Origin of the sequence: Phytohabitans houttuyneae, assembly GCF_011764425.1 — a bacterium.
GTDB lineage: Bacteria > Actinomycetota > Actinomycetes > Mycobacteriales > Micromonosporaceae > Phytohabitans > Phytohabitans houttuyneae.
In genome coordinates this window covers 1,489,303-1,507,363 of record NZ_BLPF01000001.1, presented here as the reverse complement: position 1 = coordinate 1,507,363, position 18,061 = coordinate 1,489,303, and the positions used below count along the sequence as shown (strand labels likewise).

23 protein-coding genes and 2 pseudogenes are annotated in these 18,061 nt (G+C 67.3%); 18 read left to right on the top strand and 7 right to left on the bottom strand.

The window, feature by feature from the left end:
* The first annotated feature begins 16 nt into the window (after positions 1 to 16).
* The 11 genes and pseudogenes from Phou_RS07020 (at position 17) to Phou_RS06970 (ending at position 8,133) form a co-directional block, all read left to right on the top strand.
* The gene (locus Phou_RS07020; RefSeq protein ID WP_173054637.1) at positions 17 to 652 is read left to right on the top strand and encodes an RNA polymerase sigma factor; all 636 of its coding nucleotides are present in this window, start codon (positions 17 to 19) and stop codon (positions 650 to 652) included.
* A 228-nt stretch (positions 653 to 880) separates the two neighbouring features.
* Positions 881 to 1,195: a hypothetical protein gene (locus Phou_RS07015; protein ID WP_173054636.1), complete on the top strand. Its 315-nt coding sequence runs from the start codon at positions 881 to 883 to the stop codon at positions 1,193 to 1,195.
* Complete coding sequence (locus Phou_RS07010; RefSeq protein ID WP_173054634.1) at positions 1,192 to 2,091, top strand: tyrosine-type recombinase/integrase; 900 nt, start codon at positions 1,192 to 1,194, stop codon at positions 2,089 to 2,091. The genes Phou_RS07015 and Phou_RS07010 overlap by 4 nt, the downstream gene beginning before the upstream one ends.
* A gap of 83 nt (positions 2,092 to 2,174) precedes the next feature.
* The gene (locus Phou_RS07005; protein WP_173052330.1) at positions 2,175 to 2,492 is read left to right on the top strand and encodes a hypothetical protein; all 318 of its coding nucleotides are present in this window, start codon (positions 2,175 to 2,177) and stop codon (positions 2,490 to 2,492) included.
* A gap of 575 nt (positions 2,493 to 3,067) precedes the next feature.
* On the top strand, positions 3,068 to 3,298 hold the full coding sequence (locus Phou_RS07000) for a hypothetical protein (protein ID WP_173054632.1): 231 nt from the start codon (positions 3,068 to 3,070) through the stop codon (positions 3,296 to 3,298).
* 16 nt (positions 3,299 to 3,314) lie between these two features.
* Positions 3,315 to 3,914, top strand: coding sequence for an RNA polymerase sigma factor (locus tag Phou_RS06995; protein ID WP_173054630.1), 600 nt, complete (start codon positions 3,315 to 3,317; stop codon positions 3,912 to 3,914).
* A gap of 360 nt (positions 3,915 to 4,274) precedes the next feature.
* Positions 4,275 to 4,901: pseudogene (locus tag Phou_RS52300) on the top strand (ISNCY family transposase); the annotation flags it as partial.
* The gene (locus Phou_RS50950; protein WP_218578816.1) at positions 4,793 to 5,221 is read left to right on the top strand and encodes a tyrosine-type recombinase/integrase; all 429 of its coding nucleotides are present in this window, start codon (positions 4,793 to 4,795) and stop codon (positions 5,219 to 5,221) included. The pseudogene Phou_RS52300 and the gene Phou_RS50950, both read left to right, overlap by 109 nt.
* Positions 5,222 to 5,285: 64 nt before the next feature.
* On the top strand, positions 5,286 to 6,011 hold the full coding sequence (locus Phou_RS52295; RefSeq protein WP_246273348.1) for a DUF6082 family protein: 726 nt from the start codon (positions 5,286 to 5,288) through the stop codon (positions 6,009 to 6,011).
* A 395-nt stretch (positions 6,012 to 6,406) separates the two neighbouring features.
* A complete protein-coding gene (locus tag Phou_RS06975; protein ID WP_173054624.1) occupies positions 6,407 to 6,769 on the top strand; it encodes a hypothetical protein in 363 nt (120 codons plus the stop codon).
* 209 nt (positions 6,770 to 6,978) lie between these two features.
* Positions 6,979 to 8,133: a chymotrypsin family serine protease gene (locus Phou_RS06970; RefSeq protein WP_173054622.1), complete on the top strand. Its 1,155-nt coding sequence runs from the start codon at positions 6,979 to 6,981 to the stop codon at positions 8,131 to 8,133.
* A gap of 296 nt (positions 8,134 to 8,429) precedes the next feature.
* On the opposite strand, the gene Phou_RS06965 is transcribed toward Phou_RS06970, so the two are convergent.
* Positions 8,430 to 9,269: an IS5 family transposase gene (locus tag Phou_RS06965; protein WP_173054620.1), complete on the bottom strand. Its 840-nt coding sequence runs from the start codon at positions 9,267 to 9,269 to the stop codon at positions 8,430 to 8,432.
* A gap of 300 nt (positions 9,270 to 9,569) precedes the next feature.
* Here Phou_RS06965 and Phou_RS06960 point away from each other — a divergent pair, with 300 nt between their 5' ends.
* Together Phou_RS06960 and Phou_RS06955 are read left to right on the top strand one after the other, a co-directional pair.
* Complete coding sequence (locus Phou_RS06960; protein ID WP_246273347.1) at positions 9,570 to 10,505, top strand: helix-turn-helix domain-containing protein; 936 nt, start codon at positions 9,570 to 9,572, stop codon at positions 10,503 to 10,505.
* Between the two features lie 144 nt (positions 10,506 to 10,649).
* Positions 10,650 to 10,955, top strand: coding sequence for a hypothetical protein (locus Phou_RS06955; RefSeq protein WP_173054618.1), 306 nt, complete (start codon positions 10,650 to 10,652; stop codon positions 10,953 to 10,955).
* Between the two features lie 380 nt (positions 10,956 to 11,335).
* On the opposite strand, the gene Phou_RS06950 is transcribed toward Phou_RS06955, so the two are convergent.
* From Phou_RS06950 to Phou_RS06935, 4 genes are all read right to left on the bottom strand, one after another.
* Entirely contained in the window at positions 11,336 to 11,614 is a 279-nt protein-coding gene (locus tag Phou_RS06950; RefSeq protein ID WP_173054616.1) for a hypothetical protein, read from the bottom strand.
* Entirely contained in the window at positions 11,611 to 12,444 is an 834-nt protein-coding gene (locus Phou_RS06945; protein WP_173054614.1) for a hypothetical protein, read from the bottom strand. The genes Phou_RS06950 and Phou_RS06945 overlap by 4 nt, the downstream gene beginning before the upstream one ends.
* Positions 12,445 to 12,802: 358 nt before the next feature.
* Complete coding sequence (locus Phou_RS06940; protein WP_173054612.1) at positions 12,803 to 13,063, bottom strand: hypothetical protein; 261 nt, start codon at positions 13,061 to 13,063, stop codon at positions 12,803 to 12,805.
* Positions 13,064 to 13,201: 138 nt separating this feature from the next.
* The gene (locus Phou_RS06935) at positions 13,202 to 13,354 is read right to left on the bottom strand and encodes a hypothetical protein (protein ID WP_173054611.1); all 153 of its coding nucleotides are present in this window, start codon (positions 13,352 to 13,354) and stop codon (positions 13,202 to 13,204) included.
* A 251-nt stretch (positions 13,355 to 13,605) separates the two neighbouring features.
* Between Phou_RS06935 and Phou_RS06930 the strand changes: the two genes are divergently transcribed.
* Complete coding sequence (locus Phou_RS06930; RefSeq protein ID WP_173054609.1) at positions 13,606 to 14,895, top strand: acetamidase/formamidase family protein; 1,290 nt, start codon at positions 13,606 to 13,608, stop codon at positions 14,893 to 14,895.
* Here Phou_RS06930 and Phou_RS52290 read toward each other — a convergent pair.
* Both Phou_RS52290 and Phou_RS06920 read right to left on the bottom strand, forming a co-directional pair.
* Positions 14,884 to 15,235, bottom strand: a pseudogene (locus Phou_RS52290) (tRNA dihydrouridine synthase DusB); the annotation flags it as partial. The gene Phou_RS06930 and the pseudogene Phou_RS52290 overlap by 12 nt on opposite strands.
* Before the next feature lie 483 nt (positions 15,236 to 15,718).
* A complete protein-coding gene (locus Phou_RS06920; RefSeq protein ID WP_173054605.1) occupies positions 15,719 to 16,501 on the bottom strand; it encodes a transposase family protein in 783 nt (260 codons plus the stop codon).
* Positions 16,502 to 16,686: 185 nt separating this feature from the next.
* Here Phou_RS06920 and Phou_RS06915 point away from each other — a divergent pair, with 185 nt between their 5' ends.
* Genes Phou_RS06915 through Phou_RS06905 form a run of 4 tightly spaced genes read left to right on the top strand, consistent with a single transcriptional unit; the run spans position 16,687 to position 18,028 of the window.
* On the top strand, positions 16,687 to 17,067 hold the full coding sequence (locus Phou_RS06915; RefSeq protein ID WP_173054603.1) for a polymorphic toxin-type HINT domain-containing protein: 381 nt from the start codon (positions 16,687 to 16,689) through the stop codon (positions 17,065 to 17,067).
* 48 nt (positions 17,068 to 17,115) lie between these two features.
* Positions 17,116 to 17,412: a hypothetical protein gene (locus tag Phou_RS52285; RefSeq protein ID WP_246273346.1), complete on the top strand. Its 297-nt coding sequence runs from the start codon at positions 17,116 to 17,118 to the stop codon at positions 17,410 to 17,412.
* Positions 17,331 to 17,642, top strand: a complete 312-nt coding sequence (locus Phou_RS55330; protein WP_371872172.1) for a polymorphic toxin type 27 domain-containing protein — start codon at positions 17,331 to 17,333, stop codon at positions 17,640 to 17,642. Before Phou_RS52285 ends, Phou_RS55330 begins: the two co-directional genes overlap by 82 nt.
* Positions 17,639 to 18,028 (top strand): hypothetical protein, encoded by a 390-nt coding sequence (locus tag Phou_RS06905; protein ID WP_173054599.1) that lies wholly within the window; start codon positions 17,639 to 17,641, stop codon positions 18,026 to 18,028. The genes Phou_RS55330 and Phou_RS06905 overlap by 4 nt, the downstream gene beginning before the upstream one ends.
* Positions 18,029 to 18,061: the final 33 nt, after the last annotated feature.

Genomic DNA, 18,061 nt, shown 5'->3' with positions numbered 1-18,061 from the left:
GCTCGAGTTCCCCCCAGTGCCCACCGGCCGCACCACCGCCGACCTCGACCAGTTCTGGGCCGACTGGGAACCGCTGATCCGGCGCGTCGCCCGCAGCAGGCTGAGCAACGCACGTGTACCGGCAAGCCTGGCCACGGTCGACGACGCCGCGCAACACGTCTACACCAAACTGTGCGAGAAATGGCCGACGGTCGAGGACCCAGGCAGGTTCGCGCTCGGCGCCGTGCTCCTGCCGTACATCTTCGAGCAGGTGGCCGAGCTGAAGAACCGCAGCGGCGCGCTGGCGCTCAGCGACGACGACACGCCCGAGCTGGCCGAGCCCGGCCCCACCATGGAAGACCTCATCCTGGAGCGGGAGATCGACGAGCTGCTGCGCGCGGCCCTGCCCGACGCCCTGCGGACGCTGTCCGATCTGCAGCGCCAGGCCATCGAGCTGACCCTCAGCGGCGAGCACTCGCGCGCCGAGGTCGGAGAGGCGATGGGCGTCGCGCCCGGCACCGTGTCCTCCCACCGCGCCCGCGGCTTGAGCAAGCTCGCCGAGATCCTCGGCCCGATCGTCATGGCGATCAGCACCGTCTTGGATGCCATCGCCCATAGCGGCATCGTCTTGATGGTGATGAGCGTGCTCACGTTCCTGCTCATCGTGCTGTAACCCTGTGACGTCCGCGAGGCCCGAGCACGGGCCATCGCGGACGCCTCGACGTGGAAGCGTCCGCACCGGATGCCGGCCGCGGCCGCCGAAGCCACCTCGGCGCCGCCCAACCACACTCAGCGGATAACTCTTCTTATCCACTGAGAGACTTGGATCTCAGCGGATAACGTCGTTCCAGCGGCCTCGAAACCCGGGCCGAAACTCAGCGGATAACAAGGAGCCATCGGCATGACCGAGGTCGACTGGGGTCACCCGCGGCCGCCACGCCCCGGCGCGCCGCCTACCGAGGGCCAGGTCGCCGCCATGACGCGTGCCGAGTTGTTCGCCGTCGCGTCGGCGGCGGTGGAGCACCACCAGCGCTCACCACGCGCCCTGACGCCGAAACAGCAAGCGCAGTACGACGCGTGGTGGAAGTTGTTCCGCACCTACTTCAGCCCGAGCGACGCAATCGATGCCACCCGCCGATACGTGGAGTCCGGCCACGATTCGTACTGGACGGGGCGACCGACCCCGGTGGAAGGACATGCCGGCGGTACCCAGTGACCGCGCAGGTTGTTCCCCTTCGCCCTGCCGCGCCGGTCACCGCGGCCGCCGGCGAGGCGTTGACCGCGATCGAGCGCTACCTCGACCGGTGCAAGCTGGCCGCCAACACGCTCAAGGCGTACCGGCGGCAGTGCACCGCCTACGTCACCTGGCTCGGCCGGCACGCCGACGCCCACCCCGACGCGTTCGCCGACGTCGTCGGCGCCGAGGCCGCCGTCACTGCCTGGCGCCGCCACCTGTTGCGCGCCAAGGCCAGCCCGGCGAAGGTGAACCAAGCGCTCGCCGCGGTCACCCTCATGTACGACCACGCCGCCAGGCTGCGCATCGACGTCAAGCGCGCCCAGGTACCGAGGCCCGGCGAGCCGGACGCCCTCACGCGTCAGCAGCAGGGCGCGGTCGACCGGGCCGCCGCCCGCCGCGGCGAACGCGACGCCGCGATCGTCGACGTGCTGCTGTACGCCGGTGCACGCGCGGAGGCATGCGCCCGCCTCGACCTCGAAGACGTCGCCATCACCGCCCGCACCGGCAAGATCCGGCTGCACGGCAAGGGCGACGAAGTCCGCTGGGTGCCGCTGCCCGCGATCGCCCGAGAACGGATCAGCGCCTGGATCCGCATCCGCGGCAACCAGCCGGGACCACTGTGGACCGGGCAACGTGGCCCACTGACCATCTCAGGCATCACCCAGGTCGTGCTCGCCGTCGGCGACGCTGCCGGCATCCCCGGCCTACGACCCCACCGGCTCCGGCACACCTACGCCACCCGGCTACGCCAAGGCGGCGCCGACCCCGCCCACGTCCAGGCCCTGCTCGGCCACGCCTCCATCGAGTCCAGCGCCCGATACTTCCGCGCCGGCCCAGCCGAACAGGCCGAGGTCGTCGAGCGGATCTTCGAATAAAGGACCGACGCCTTGACCACTGTTCCCTTCTACGAGCTCGTCGATGGGCGCCCCGACTTCGACAACGGTCGGTGAGAGCAGCCGTGGCACGTCTGATCCGCTGGACCCGCTCGCCCGACACGCCCCTGCCACCGATCACCATCGCTGGGCACGGACAGATCAATCACGCTTCACTCAACGATGACCTCACCCGGCGGCTCGTCGCGTACGTCGGCACCCCGCCGGCTGTCTGGGGAATGCTGTTCGTCTTCGACCGTCGCGGCCGCCGGTTCACGCTCTTCTCCCCCGACCACGAGTACACCGCCATGCTTGCCGGCGGCGTGGCCGGCGGCCCGCTCGACGTCGACATCTCTATCCACGTATCGAAGTTCCCCGTCCGGCTTCCTGGCTGGCGGCTCTGACCGGTCACGTCGCTACTGGACGCCGCCGCAGCAGATCCCGCTGGTCGCTCAGGGCCTGGGCGTTCAGACCGAACGGTCTGGCGGCTGGGTCGCGGCGGCGCAGGGTAGGGCAGAGCGGACCGCCCGGCCCCGGTTGAGTTCACCGACGAGCTGCGGCAACGGTTGACATTCTGGCGGGGCAACGTACTCGCGACGCACCGGGAGCGGCTCGAGGTGGGGCGTGCGGGGCCCGCCGTCTCTGACTACTTTGGCAGGAGCGCGAGCGGCGGACCCCTTCGGACGCGAGGAACGCGTCATGGGCAGTGGTACTGAGACGGCTGCCCACACCGATCAGTGCAGGCCACACGGGCACAGTGTCTAGCGCGAAACACGCCGAGTGACCGGGATCACTCGAAGCTGCGGCGAGATTGACCTGGCCGAAGTCCAAGCGGACACTGCACCCAACCCGTCTCTGACTCAGGCAGGAGCGCGAGCGGGACATTCGGATATCGAGGAGACTCTGGGTGTTCATCAAAACCCCGGGTCGATGGTGGCCGTGTATTGACACGAGTCCATCGACCCCACGAAGAATCAGCGTGCCCGCGATCATCATCGTGATCATCGTCTGGGCGATCAAGGTCCCGGCGTTGGCCGAGGTCCGGCCGCACTTGAGCGCAGCACTCGATGTTGCTGTGGCCGTCCTCAGCCTGCAGATCGTAGCGGCCCTCGTGAGCAGCGCAGGCTCCACGGTCAAGCGGGCCGCCGGGGCGGCCCTGCGCGCGCTGAAACCCGAGCGAGGCCACTTCGGCTTCGTGCTGGAGTGGTAACGGACGGGTGTTGACGGTGTCCGTCGGTACCAAGGAGTCCAGCGACGGCCGCGAGGTCACCACGGTGGGCACGTCGCGAGACGTGCCCACCGAGGGCGGCTTCGACGACTTCTACCGCCGGGAGTACGGCGCGATCTGCGCCTACTTGCGCTCTGCCGGGGCCGAGTGGGAAGAAGCGCGAGACGTAGCGCAGGACGCGATGATGTTGCTGACCCGCCAATGGTCAAGTGTCGAGCAGCCCTGGGCCTGGCTGCGGACGGTCGCGATGCGGATCTTCCTAAAGAAGCGGGACGCCGAAGCGCGGGACCTACGGAGGTGGCTGCGCGACCTTCCCTCGTTGATCCGAGACCTCGACGACGAGACCTCCGATCTCGGGTTTGTGGGGCACGCTGGTGCTCCCGCCGACCAGACACTCCTGCACCGCGTCGTGCTCGACGCCATCGGGCGCATGCCACAGCATCGGCGCACGGTTAGCGTCCTGTACTTCATGGAGGACTGGACAACCACCCAGATCGCAGACTATATGGGTGTTAGCCAGTCAACGGTTCGCTCGCATGTTCAAGCGGCCCGCGACCAACTTCAAAGACTCGTCGAGCGCGAGGTTTACCCCTACTAGGCGACGCGCAACCCCGCGCGCCTTCCAAGGTGCCCCCGGCCGCCTGGATCGGCCCACACCTCAGTCGGCGACACGACTGCGCGCGGCCACCGCTGACAGCCTCGTGGCCGATCTCGCTGACATCGAGACGGCACCCCAGCGCTGACATCGACGCGGCACATCTCACGCTGAGAGGTGCCGCGTTACTGAGAGCCGCCGCCTCGTTGTCAGCGGTCGGCCGCTTTGTTGTCAGCGGATCGGCCACGGGGCTGTCAGCAAGGGTGCTCTTCCCGTAGATTGATCGCGCTCATCGCTCGATCAAAGGGGAGGCGACCGGTGGCGCAGCGCGGCGCCGATCAGCGTGCGTTGCGTGAGGCTGCGGTGCGCCGGTTGGTGGAGCTCAGCGAGGCTGGACCCCTGTCGCGCGAGCGGATTGCGTTGGTCGCGGAGGGCTTGAGGGTCTCGGACCGGACGGTGTGGCGGTGGGTTGCTCGGGCGTTGGGTCGGTCCGAGCTTGCGGTGCGGGCGCGGCTGGTTCTTGAGGACCCGGTGCGAGGCCGGCTGGTGTTCTGGCGGGGCAACGTCGCGGCGGTGCACCGGGAGTTGGTGGACGCCGCGGCGGCGGGCGGCCCGCCTGCGCCGGGCCTGACCACGCTTCGGCGAGCGGTCCGCGCGGCCCTGACGCCGGGCGAGCTGGCTGGCCTACGCAAGGGCGAGTACGCCGCTCGGGCACACGACGTCTTTCTGCAGCGGCCGCCGTCGTATCGCAACGAGGCGTGGGAAGGCGATCACGTCGAGGCTGCGGTGGAGGTCGACGTCGACGGGCAGTTGGTGAAGCCGTGGGTGACCTGGTTCATCGACTGCGCGACAAACGCGGTGCTCGGGTTGGCGGTGACGCCGTGTCCGCCAAGCCGGGAGAGCGTCCTGGCCGCGCTGCGCGCGGCGATCGGCGTCGACGAGCCGTACGGGCCGGCCGGTGGGCTGCCGAGCTGCGCGAGGCATACCAGGCGTGGCTGGACGAACGCGCCGGCCTACCCGGCGCCGACACCACGCCGGCGCTGTTTTTCAACCACCGCGGCGGCCGACTATCCGTACGGGGCGCCAGCGACGTCTTCGCCGCGATCCTCGACCGCGCCGCCCTGGACGACGATGCCCCCGCGCACGTACTACGGCACACCTTTGCCACCGTCATGATCCGCGGCGGCGCCGACCTGGTCGTCGTCGCCGACCTGCTCGGCCACGCCCGCCTCGACCAAACTCGCCGGTACACCCTGCCCACAGCCGCCGACCGGCGCCGCGCCGTCGAACTGCTCCCAACCGACCGGTAGAACAACGGCTCCCGGTCAAGCGGGCCGCACGCATCCTGGCTACCTCAACGCCCCCGGAGCCGCCATGCGAACGCCAACCTCAACCCGCACCACGCTTATAGCTGCGGCGCTGGCCGGCCTTGCCGTCGCCTGCGCCGCTGGGTTCCCGCTCGCTCTCGCGATCATCGACCGATGGTGGCAGCCCGACTGGCGGCGCCTCGCCGACATTGGGCAGGCATATGGGGCAGCGTCCGCCGTATTCAGCGCCCTCGCCGTCGCTGGAGTCGCGGCTGGCCTTATCTACCAGGGGCGGCAGCTGAGGCTCGTCCGCATCCAGGTTGCCCGTGACAAACACGAACAGCTGATGACGCTGGCCATCAACGACCACGACACGTATGGCCCGATGTTCGGGTCAGCATTTGCTGCGATGCCACCTACCCAGCTACGCCGGCGCTTGTTTTGCGTAATGGCGCTCAACTACTTCCGGCTCGGGTACGAAGGCGGGGTCATTAACGAGAAGAATCTTCGCGCCGAGGTACTCCCGGCCTACTTCTCTGCAGCGGACAGCCGACAACACTGGGCGGCGGCCTCGCAAGACTGGCTCGCGCATCAGCCGCCGATCTATCGGCGGTTCGGGGCGATCGTCAACGACGAGTACCGGAGGGCGGTCGCGTCCGGACCGCCCACACCAGAGCCCATCCAGCATCCCTTGGAAGCTGTCACTCCGCCCCAACGGCGCCCGGCGACGACTCTCGTCGGCGCCATGGCGGCTGCCGCCGTGGCGGGCTGGCTCATCGGCCGACGCCGCTGACTCGGCGTCCTGACCAGGGACGCGCCAGGGTGGTACCGCCAGACACCCCCACGGGACGGAACCAACCCACCAACCCTGCGGGCGCGAGACGATCTCGCCACCCGCCGTCACCGCACCAAGATCATCCGCAACGTTCAATCCTGCTCCGATCTTCCCCAACCCCGAACATCAACGCGGCCCTGGCCGGTGCCGACCGCTCCGACGAGCGCTGACCCGCAACCACGCGCGCAGCGCCCTCCACCATGCTGCTCGACCTCGCCCCGCCCCGCCGTGGCGGACAACTGCCAGAGCCCCAAATGATTCGGTAACCGGATGTTTCCGCCGAATCGCTGGGCATGCTCTCCCTGGTATCGTGAATTTCCTGCGTTTGCACGTAGCTGTCGATGGAGGCTCAGATGGCGCTCGTGGTCGATCCCCGCGGTGACTGGGTAATCCGCCAACGTCAACCCGGCGAGGGACCGGAAAACGATGTAGAGGTGCAGATCCTCGTGTCCCTCAGCGCCCTCAGCCCCGACGGGACCGGAACGTTCCAGGGTGGCGCCAAATGGGACGGGCGCCAGGGAGAACTCGACGGCTCTGTCAACGGCAACCGGATCGAGTTCACTATCACTTGGCCGACCGGCATGAAAGGGGAATACCGCGGCTATTGGTACTCCGACGGCTACCTGCGAGGACATACGGTCAACGTGTTCAATCCGGCTGAAACTGCGGAGTGGTGGACCGCTACCAACAACTTTCGGCAGATTCAGCCGGATTGAAACACGTTGACCGGCCCTGCCGCCTGTACCGTGTCGCGCGGCATTGGCAGAGCATCCTGGCAAGGGTGTGAGATCTGGTACTGAGTCCGGGAGGCAGGTGCCTCTAGCTCGGCACAGTGGTGAACACGACCGGCGGGTAGCCAACGCAAAGCTGACCGTGTCCGATCGGTGACTGTCCGGGGCGTCATAGCCGGTGGACGATCTGTGCCATGAGGATGGCCCGGATCTTGACGGCAGTGGCCGTCGCGCTCATCATAACTATCCCGGGAACGGCCGGCGCGAAGCCGAAGCCGCCGGGCCCATCGACAGCGCCGCCAGACGTCGCTGCGAAAATGCAGGCCCAGCAGCCCGCGGTCACGGCGGCCAACGAGATCCGCCGCGCCATCAACCTCAGCGATCCCGGTGGATATAGCGGCATCGAGTTGGTCGGTACCTCGGTTCGCCTCTGGTACAAGGGCTCGCTCCCGACGGCCGTCAGTGCGGCGGTAGAGCGTGCCCGCAAGATTACGAAGGTCGAGGTCGCCGAGGCCCGCTACAGTAACGCGGAGTTACAGACCGCCTCTGACCGGCTCATTGCACACATCCGGGGTAACCCTGCCGGGCCGGCGCATTCGGTCAAGATCCCAACCGATGGGCACGGCTTGGTCGTCATGACCGACCGGGCCGTCACTTTCGCCGCCACCGGCCTGCCCGACGTGGGCGTCGCCACGGAAACCGGGCAGCGCGAACGGTTCAAGGCGGCAGGCCGGGTCGATGACTACGCGCCCTTCTGGGGCGGCGCCCGGATCGAGAACGGCGAGGTAACAGCCGGTTGCTCGGCCGGGTTCGGAGTCCGCTCGGGCGGGCGCGAGTACCTGCTGACCGTCGGACACTGTGGACGGGTGGGGAGCCCCTGGTACAACGGCAACTTCACGCACTGGATTGGATGGGCCGCCTACGAACGCCCCGACTGGGAACTGTTGCTAATCGAGACCAACGCCGGCGGCTTCGTGTTCGACGGACCGCTGAACGCCCCCATCAGCCGCCGTGTGGCCGGGTGGAACTGGGCGTACCCAACGATGTTCGTCTGCTCGTCCGGCGCATACACCGGCGGCCAGTGCGGCGGGCTGGTCGTCGACGGCACCTACTCCGTCTGCGGTCCCGACGCGTACGGCAACTCTGAGTGCTACCACAACCTCGTCGCCTCTTACGGGCCCGACCCTGCAGCGCGCCACGGTGACAGCGGCGGTCCGGTGTTCATCTACAGCGGCGACAACGTTATCGCGCTTGGCATCATCAGCGGGTGGACGGGCCCGGTGCTCTACTGGTCCCAGTTCGGCTTGGCCAACTCTGCGTTCGGGGTCGAGCCGATCACCGGGCCATAGCGGGTCCCCACCCTCAAGAGCCACCGGGGCGTATCACCGCCACGCAGCTGCCTCCGAGCCGGTGCACCGCGTCTGCTCCGTCAGTGCCGAGGCAACGCCGGTACACCACGCCGCCAGCGGCGGAACACCGAAGGCCCGGGTACCCGACGGGACGACCTCTGGTGCAACGCAGCGTCCTGGTCTGCCGTCCTTGGCGGACGCTGACACCTTTGTGATGGGTCCTGCTGACATCGAGATGGCACCCCAGCACTGACAGCGAGGCGACACATCTCAGAACGTGTTTGAGAGGGTGTTGGTCAGGTCCAGGTGAAGGTTCGGCGGGTTTGTCGTCGGGTCGGGGCGCCGCGGGTGATTCGTCGAGCTGTTCCGGCGATGGCGGCCCAGCGGATGATCGCCTCGGAGTTCGCTAGTACGCGTTCGTAGTCGCGAGCCAGGCGCCGGCAGGCGGTCAGCCAGGCCAGGGTCCGCTCGACCACCCAGCGGCGCGGGTGTACCGCGAATCCCTGCTGGTCCGGTGGCTTACGGACGATCTCGACCGTGGTACGCAGCGTGTCGCGCGCCCAGTCGACCAGCCGGCCGGCGAAGCCTTGATCAGCGAACACGTGCCGCATGGACGGCACGGCCAGCGTCGCGGCGACCAGGGCGCCCTTGGCGCCGTCGCGGTCCTGCCAGGACGCTGCCAACACCCACACGGTAACCAGCAGCCCAAGAGTGTCGGTGACAATGAATCGCTTGCGGCCATTGATCTTCTTGCCGGCGTCGTAGCCGCGACTGTCCCGGCCTACCGTGTCGGCCCCCTTGACGGACTGCGAATCGATGATCCCGGCCGACGGATCCGGGCTTCGTCCTTGCTGAACCCGGGCCTTGATCCGCAGCGAGCCAAGCAGTTGCTCGGTCACGCCAGCCTCTTCCCACCGGCTGAAATACCAGTACACCGTCTGCCAGGGCGGTAGGTCCGCGGGCAGGTAACGCCACGGGCACCCCGATCGCACCACGTACAAGATCGCGTTGACGATCTCCCGACGCGGGTGTTTCTCCCGACGCCCGTCGGTGTTCGGATCGGGCAGCAACGGCTCAATCAGCGCCCACTGCGTATCGGACAAGTCGGACGGGTAACCACGTCGAGGCGTCGGCACCGGACCACACTGGCCGCTTCAACACCCCGCCAAACGCCGCCACGCCGGTCCACATCGGACCTTCTCAAACACGCTCTAAGAGTTCCTCTCTGGCGCCATCCGATTGATGTACTCCGATAGGTACCAAAACCGTTCGATTGGCTGACACGTTGTCCGGGTTGGCCAACCTAAACGTGGCCATCATGTTGGTCGGATTCACATCGATTGTCTGTCCTCTGACACTCGAAGTGACCTGGGGTGAGTTTGAGGGTCTGATGGGTGTCATTCGGTGGCCCGCAGTCCCTGTGAGATCACAGATGAGTGGAGATCCTGACCATGCCACGGCCTGAACGTCCTATCGATCCAGCTGCAGGGCCGGTCCAGCAGTTTGCGGCCGCATTGCGCAAGCTTCGCGCGGAGGCGGGCAACCCGCCATACCGAACCATGGCCAGCGCCGCGCATACATCCAAGGCCAGCCTTTCGGCCGCCGCTGCGGGACACCGCCTGCCAACCTGGGAGGTCACCCGGGCGTACGTCCAGGTCTGCGGCGGAGATGTCGAGGAGTGGCACCAGCTTTGGACAACCGCCCGCGAGAAAGCCGGGTATCCGATACCGACGCAGCAGTCGGAGGAGCCGATCGCCGTCAAGCTGGCGTCCGAGGTTCCTTCATTAGCGCTGCGTTTGACCGCCGTGCTCGGCCGACGCCGGCGCCCGTTGTTGGTCGGGGCCGGATCCGTCGTGCTGATCATCGTCATGGTCGGTGGGGCGCTCTGGTACACCAGCGAGCCGACAGCCACTGAAGCCACGTCACCGTCGCCGGCGGCGTCCCGACCGGTCTCGGAGGCGCCGGCCCGGTTTGTCGGTGGGTCCGAGTTGCTGGCTGACAATGCCGACCCGAAGAAGTCCGGCTGCGCCGCAGATCCGGCGAAGGTAACCACGTTGGATGCGGTCCAGGTCAACACGCTTGACGAACACCTGCTGGGCATCGCGCAGCTGCGGCATGCTGCAGAATGTCACGCGTCGTGGGGTCGGTTCGAGCCCAGCGACCGCCTCACATACCTGCCGGGCCCGTTCACGGTCAAGATCACGGCGCATCGTCCCGCAACCGGAACGGTCGGCACCCCGTACATGACGGAGTTCGACGGGCAGCCGGTCTTCGGCAACATTCTGCTCGACACTGCCGGATGCGTCGAGATCACCGTCGAGGTCAAGTCGCCGCACGGCGATGGCACCGCGACGACCGCATGCCATCGCTGACCGCCGCACAATGGCTGGAGTCGCATTGGCCAACGTGGACAACCTTGTGGCCAAAAGCCGTCCTCGATGACATGGAGTCCGCCAGCGCAACGCCGCGGGTGATTACCCTCCAGAGAGGACAGCATCGTGAAGACAACGCGAGTCATGACCATCACAGCAGCCATGCTCATCGGCCTCGGCGGCGCTAGCGCCATCGCTGCCCCAGCATCGGCGGCGACCGGGTCTGTCAGCATGCAGGCCGCGTGCGACAACCAGTACCCGGGGCAGGGACGTGTGGCCAGGGTCAGGACCAACAACGTGTACGGCTGGAAATGCGTGACCGGCGTCGTGCCCGTGGCCGACGGCGACATCGACGTGTGGCGGCAGTGCCGCACCCAGTACAACAACCCGAATGCCTACGGCGGCTTCACCAACTACAACAACCCATACAGCTGGTACTGCGTCTACTGACCACCGAATGCGGTGCCGGACGAACACGTCCGGCACCGCACTCTGCGGACTCCGTAACTCTCATCCCGGACGGCCCCGTAAGTCCATTGACGCCGGCGACGACGACCGCCACCGCGACGGAGAAGACCAGGCAGCGACCGAGGCGGGATCTGGCCGCGGCCAGACCAGGATCGACACCGAGTCCGATCTTCATCGGACCATCGGGAGTAGTCCGTCCGCGGGCCGCGCATCCCGGCGTCCAAGGGATATAGCCTGCACCTGTCCGGGCCGATGCGGCAGTACCTCAAAGTACCCGGTACGACCGACCGTCGGCCATCGAGGTGTCTGGCTGGTGCGCCGCTGGTGGAGGTCAAGACCCAGCCGCTGACCACCTGCCACGGTCAGTCTCGATGAGGATCCCTGGTGGGTCCTGTGGCTGGTTCGCTGGTCTCCCGGCCGGTGGGCGGAGGCGGGGAGACGCGTCGCCGGGTGATCCGGCGCCGCACGACCGGGTGGCGCTGCTGGACCGGCCTCGCCCGGCTCCGGAGGAACCGCTCCGCGAGTCCAATCGTCACGCCCACCGCTTCGACGACGAACGCGCCAGCGAGCCCGAGCCCGGCACCGCCGATGAACAGGTCCCGCTCGTTTAGCCCTTCGGCCCGGACATCGGTGACGATCATGTGGCCCACGCCGTTCCGCGCGTAGGCGAGATATGCATGCGAAAAGCGCTCATCGACGTCAGATTGCCCTGGCCGTCGCCGCACGATTTCCATTCCCGGGCGCCGGCCATCGCTGGCGGTTCCTCGGTCGCGTACGCCTCGGTGACCTCGACCCGGTCGCGCCGTCCGGTCACGTATTGGATGCTGACGCAGTCGCGCAACGACTCATTTCGACGGATGCGCACTACTTCTTCGTGTATCGCTATCTCGTCGTCCGATTCGATGGTGAAGTATCGTGCGACGTAGATGTCCGGCACGGTCAGGTAGTGTTTCTGGCGCACTTGCGTCCAGAGCGTTTCGCGGGGCAGTCGGCACGAAATCCGCATGTGCCCGTCGACCGGTGACAGCGCGAAGACCTTCGCGTTCCTGGTCTCCTTCGAGATCTCCTCGGATACGGCGGCGACGACGGTGGGCATGTCGCCGGCCACCGACAAGCTCCGCGCCGACTCGTCGGCGCACTCGGCCAGCGGCGCCACGAAGCGACCCGACGCGATCACGAAGCCCGCGGACGCGGGGGTCGCTGGGCGCTCGAACCACAGGTGGGGTTCGCTGTCGACGTTCTCGCCGCCGATCCACTCCCGCCGTGCGCCCACCACCCCGGTCGCCCCGGGGATGGTGAGCTTTGCCGTGCCGCTGCGACCGTCCGGCGGGAAGACGAAGACGATGCTGTCGCTCGGCGACAACTCGGTCGGCGCCGGCGCCAGCATCGAGCGCCAGGTGGGATAGGTGAGGATCGCGCAGATCGCAGCGCAGGCGACGAAAACGGACGCCCGCGCAATGGATTTGATCATTGTCCGCCAATCTGCCAAACCCTACGGCGAACAGTACGGACCCGGCACAACCCGTCGGGTGACCTACTTCGGCAGGCCGCGCAAGGGCTGTTGTCGAGTGCAGGGGGCGAATCGGTCCGGGTTGTATACCCGTGCGCGTATCTGTAAGGGGCGTCGGACAGCGACCTCATCGCCAACAGATCAATCGACATCCGCTCATGCCGGCGTTCGTGCACTGCGACGAGGACCCGAGCTCCTTGATCGGGTGCGCTCAACTGCCGCGCTGCGTGCGCTCCGCGGATCTCTGCCGCGATGCTGGTCGCCGGCTCCCTGGGAAGTCCGGTTGTGCGGATGGGCATGACCGTAGATGCCAACGGGCCTACCGTTCGGCGATCCCTTCGCCGGCCCAGCCGCTCATATGCCGCGCGACGACTTCCCGTACTTGATGGCGAAGATCGGTGTAGCTCATGTCGCCCATGCCTTCGGCTTCGAAGACCGCGTCGGTGAAGCTGTCCACCGTCTTCGGCGGCGCCTCACATAGGTGACGTATCTCGGCCGGTGGCAGGCAGAAGCCCAAGCTGATGCACAGGTCGGCGAGGAGTTGCTCGACGTCGGAGTCAAGGTTGAACCGGTGGCCCACCGCAACATCGTGCCAGCCCTCCGGCCGACGACACACCTCCGGCCCCGTGGCGCCCGCACATGCCGCTGAGTGAGCGGCGCCTCTGCTGTGCGGGTGAAGGATGTCTGGCACGTAGCGAAGGCGCGGTTGCCGGTTGCGTCAGCTGCACGGAGCGGCGGCGAGGGTGGCGTAGTGATGGTGCACCGCCAGGTGCGCTCGCCGGTCGCGGTCCTGCCACGCTTCCAAGGCCCGCCACGTCTCGATCCACGGGGCGAACACCGCCCTCGCGCGGAGAGCGTCAACGAGGCTCATGGAGCCAGCCTGCACACGGACCCGGCGTGGTGGAAGACGCCCAACCATGGGGTGTGGCCGTGCGATGCCTGCGGCACGGGCCCCACCGAGCGTACGGGTGGCGGAGCGGCGGGTGGCCAGGATTATCGTCACGCCGGCGACAGTCAGCGCCTGGGGAAGCGTCGCGGCGACACCGTAGCGGAGTCGCGCAAAATTTGATCATTTAACGTCGCATTGACGGGCCCGAAATCCCGGCGGTCCACGTTTCCCGCATGAACGGACGTCGACGGTTTCTAGGCGCCGCCCTCGCGTTGGGCGCCTCGTCTCCCTTGCTGGCTGGCCGGGCATCCGCCGCGGGCCGGGGCATCCTCCAGCCTGGCAAGGGCCCGATCCACGGCCGGCATTACCTGCCGTCGCTGCCCGATCAGGTCCGCTGGGGCTATCTCCCGTCGCTTCGCAGCGAGCCTGTGCTGCGCGTGCGGTCCGGCGAGACCGTTACCATCGACACGGTCTCGCACGAGGGCATCCTGGAGGACCAGGGCCGTGACCCGCTGGCGTACTTCGCGAAGCAGGGCGTACCGGCCAAGCAGGTGCTCAGTGACGTGATCGCGGTGGCCCGCGAGTACGACCGGACCACCCGGAACTTCGATGTGGACGGCCCGCACGTGGTCACCGGCCCGATCCACGTCGACAGCGCGGAGCCGGGCGACGTACTCAAGGTCGAGATGCTGTCGATGCTGCCCCGGGTGCCATACGGGGTGATCTCCAGCCGGCACGGCAAGGGCGCGCTGCCGCAACTGGCCGGTGGCGCCGCGCCCGCCGGCATCACGGTCGACGAGATCATGCCGCCGGTCGCCACCGACGGCAGGCCGACTGGCGACCCGATCCGGTACGGCAACATCTCGATCTTCACCCCGGTACGGCAGGGCCGGCGCGGGCTGACCGGCGTGCTTCCCCGCGGCCGGCGCGGCTCGGTGGCGTTTCCGCTGCGGCCGTTCATGGGGATCATGGGAGTTGCCTTCGCCGCCGGCGACGGCCTCACCGGCCCGGCGCTGAACTCGATTCCGCCCACGCTCGGCGGCGGCAACATCGACATAAACCTGCTCGGCGTGGGTGCCACCTTCTACCTGCCGGTCTTCGCCGAGGGCGCGCTGTTCCACGTCGGCGATCCGCACCTCGCGATGGGCGACGGTGAAGTCGCGCTTACCGCCTTGGAGGGCTCGCTACGGGGAACGTTCCGGCTCACCGTCTGCAAGGCCGGCTCTGATGGCGCACCCTCGGTAGCGTTCCGGTACCCGTTCGCCGAGACACCCGACGCGTGGGTGCCGATCGGCCTGTCCGACCCGGATGGTGCCCAGAACGGGCAGGTCAACGACCTCGACATCGCAATGCGGCGGGCGGTGGTCAACGCCCTCGACTTCCTACAGCACGACCTCGGCATGGACCGGGCGGTGGCGTACGCGTACCTGTCCGCGGCATCCGACTTCGAGGTCTCGCAAGTGGTCGACCGGACCGTCGGCGTACACGGCGTGATCCAGAAGCGGCACTTTCTACCCTCCTGAACCCGGTAGCTCCCCTCCCTCGGGCACGGCCTCGCCACCCCGGTCGGCCAGCCACCCATCCGGCAGGAACACCTTGCCGGGCAAGTCGGTGCGGCCCCGCGGCCGCACCGAGCGTGTCAACAGGAAAGGGCCCCTCTGGATCGAGCTGGCCCAGCAGGGCGGCCAGCTCGACCCGGCTGCTGATCACGGCGAGCCGGCGGCGCAGGTCGGCCCCAACCGGAAAGCCCGCCAGGTACCACGCCACATGCTTGCGGAAGTCGGTGCATGCGTCCCGCTCGCCGTCCATCGCCTCGGTCAGCAACTCGACGTGGCGGTGCATGGTGCCGGCGATCTGGCCGACGGGACTGGCGCCCTGGTGCACTGGCGCGGTGGGCGGCGCGATCCCGCGGAGGTGGCGACGGGTCATCCGGGCAGCGTGGACAGCGGTAGACCCTTGGTGGTACTCGGGTCGGCATGCACGCAGCTGGTGTCGACGACGGTAGGTTGATGGGTCAGCGACGTGGTCGTTCATCCGCAAACACGGCCACGTCGCCACACCAACGCACGGATTTGCCGAATAGCGGATGCCGAACAGCTACAGGCGCCCTGTGTCGTTGAAGACGGGCAACTCTCGCCGCGTCCTCCGCGTACGACGCAACGCCTCAAGGCTTCTTGGACAACAGGCACTCTCGCTACGAGCAGTGGCGCAACACGGTCCAGGAGCAGCGCAACGCCATCACTGCCTACTGCCGTGCGAACCACGGTGCCTCTACCGGCTAGCGATGATCGTTGCCACGGCCGTGACGATGGAGCCCAGCAGGCCGGCAACCGCACTGAGCCATTTTCATCGTGGGTAGCGGTCGTCTTCGGTGTGTTGGAGGACCTGGATCGCTTGGACGATGGCGGTGGCGCGGTGTGGGCTGCAGTGCAGCTTGGCCAGCACTTTCCAGGTCTTGAGGGTGGCTACCGCACGTTCGCCAAGCGCGCGGATCTTGGCGTGCTGGCGGTTGACTGATCTTTGCCGCTTGGACAGCCGCGGCCGGTTCGGCTGTCGTTTGAACGGCGTCCAGATAGTGCCGCCGGCGCCCTGGTACGCCTTGTCCGCGAACGTCATCACGTTCACCCTGGTCAGGGCGTTGATCAGGCCGTGGGTACGGGCGGCGGTCAGGTCGTGGACCGCGCCGGGCAGTGCTGGCGAGGCCCACACGAGCCGGCCGGCCGCGTCGGCCAGGACCTGCACGTTTACACCGTGCCGTTTGTGCTTTCCCGAGTAGTAAGGCCGCTGGTCGGCGACTCGGTCGATCGGGATCAGTGTGCCGTCGATGATCGCGTACGCCAGCCGACCGGCCCGATCGGCCGCCTGGGACAGGTCAGGGGCCAGGGCGGCGAGTAGGTCGATCGCTTCGCGCAGGTACCGCCACACGGTGCTGACCGACACCGCGAACCCGACCGCCAGCCTCACCAGGGTGTCGCCGTTGCGCAGGTGGGCCAGCGTCATCAACGCCTGCTCATGCGCTGGCAGCCGCCGCCATCGTCCACCCAGCTCAACACGTCGGGCTCGGATCAGCTCGGCAAGGCGCGTCAGGCTACGCGTGGACAACGGGATGGTGGCAACATACGTGAGCAACGAGACTCCTGGACAGGGCTGTCGTTCTTGGTCGACTGCTGTCCTACCGGGAGTCTCGTCCTATGTGGAGCACCGACACACCTCGCTACCAGGACTCCAACGGCCCCAACCCACGATGAAAATGGCTCCATACCGTTGATGACGCGCCACGCGTTCCGGTGGGGGCGACCCGAGCCCTGCGGGCCGTGGGTCCGCGCCGTGACGGTGGTGGCGGCGACCCGGGCTGCGCGGGACGGGGGCGTAGACACAGCTTCGACCCGGCCACGCTGGTGCTGATGGCGGACGGCAGCGCCAAGCCAATCGAGGACACCGTGCTGGGCGATGAGGTCGTGGCGACGGATCCGCGGTCCGGGGTGAGCGGTCCGCGCCAGGTGACCCGCCTGCACATCAACCTGGACGCCGACCTGACCAACGTCACGGTCCGTGTCAGCGACACCGGCCAGACCATCACGCTGGAGACCACGCAGCACCACCCGTTCTGGGATGCGACGGATGGCCGCTGGGTCGACGCGGGTGAGCTGAAGCCGGGTCACCGCCTGCTGGTGCACGACGACCAGCGCCTGTAGGGCGACGGCTCGGGTGCCGGCAGCGGTGGCGGTGGCCCACCGGTCGAGGTGACGGTCGTCAAGGTTGACAACCACGTCGGCGAAGAGTCGATGCACGACCTGACGGTCGCCGACATCCACACCTACTATGTGCTCGCCGGCACCGAGCCGGTCCTGATACACAACTGTGACGTTGGTGAATCGGGAGGCGCAAAGGCAATCCATCGGAGCTGCGACCATGTTTGTCTTGGTGTCAGCAATTTTCCGCCAGGCTTGCCAAGAAAATCGGTGGGCACACGTTTAATCGTGGGCAGTGGGAAAGCCGTCAAACAATCGGCGGTCGGCCACTGTGGATGGACGGTGTAAGCGGGGCCGCAAAGAGTCGCAGTACTCTTATATCCTTCACGCTCGATTGTTTGTATGGGCGTGATGGCGAAACTGCCGCCACGACGCCCCAGGAAGCCTTCGAGGTCAACTACGAGAGAGGGCTTCCGATGGCCGGGGACTGGCGACTCGGCGCAGGGCAGGGGAATGGGACGGCTTGGGAACTCGCTGCGGTGGGACGTACTGTTCGGCTCGGAGACGTGACTGGGTGACGATTGATTGGTACTGGCAGGGTCAGAAATACAAGCTGGACAATCCCTTTTGGCTGAGGAGCGACCCGGAGAATAGGCCCGGGTCGACAGCCCGCATCGAGGTCTACTTCGGCAACGTCGAGTACCTTGCAGTGCGCCCTCTGTTGGAGGGCATGAATATAAGGCGCGCCTCGGAGGACGAACGGCAACTGATTTTCGATCAATATGGTATTGAGCCGGACACGGACTATGTGTTTATTCTTAATGACGGGCCGCCACTCAGTTTCGTTGTCTCCGGCGAGCCGGCATGGCGAGAGGCGGTTCGAGCAGCGGACGCGCCGTCATTGTTCGAGTACGCGGGTCCTTGGCCGCCTGGCCCTGAGGTGAGGTGGGGATTCGTCAATTAGCTTGATTTTATGTACACCACGAGCGCGGAGAGG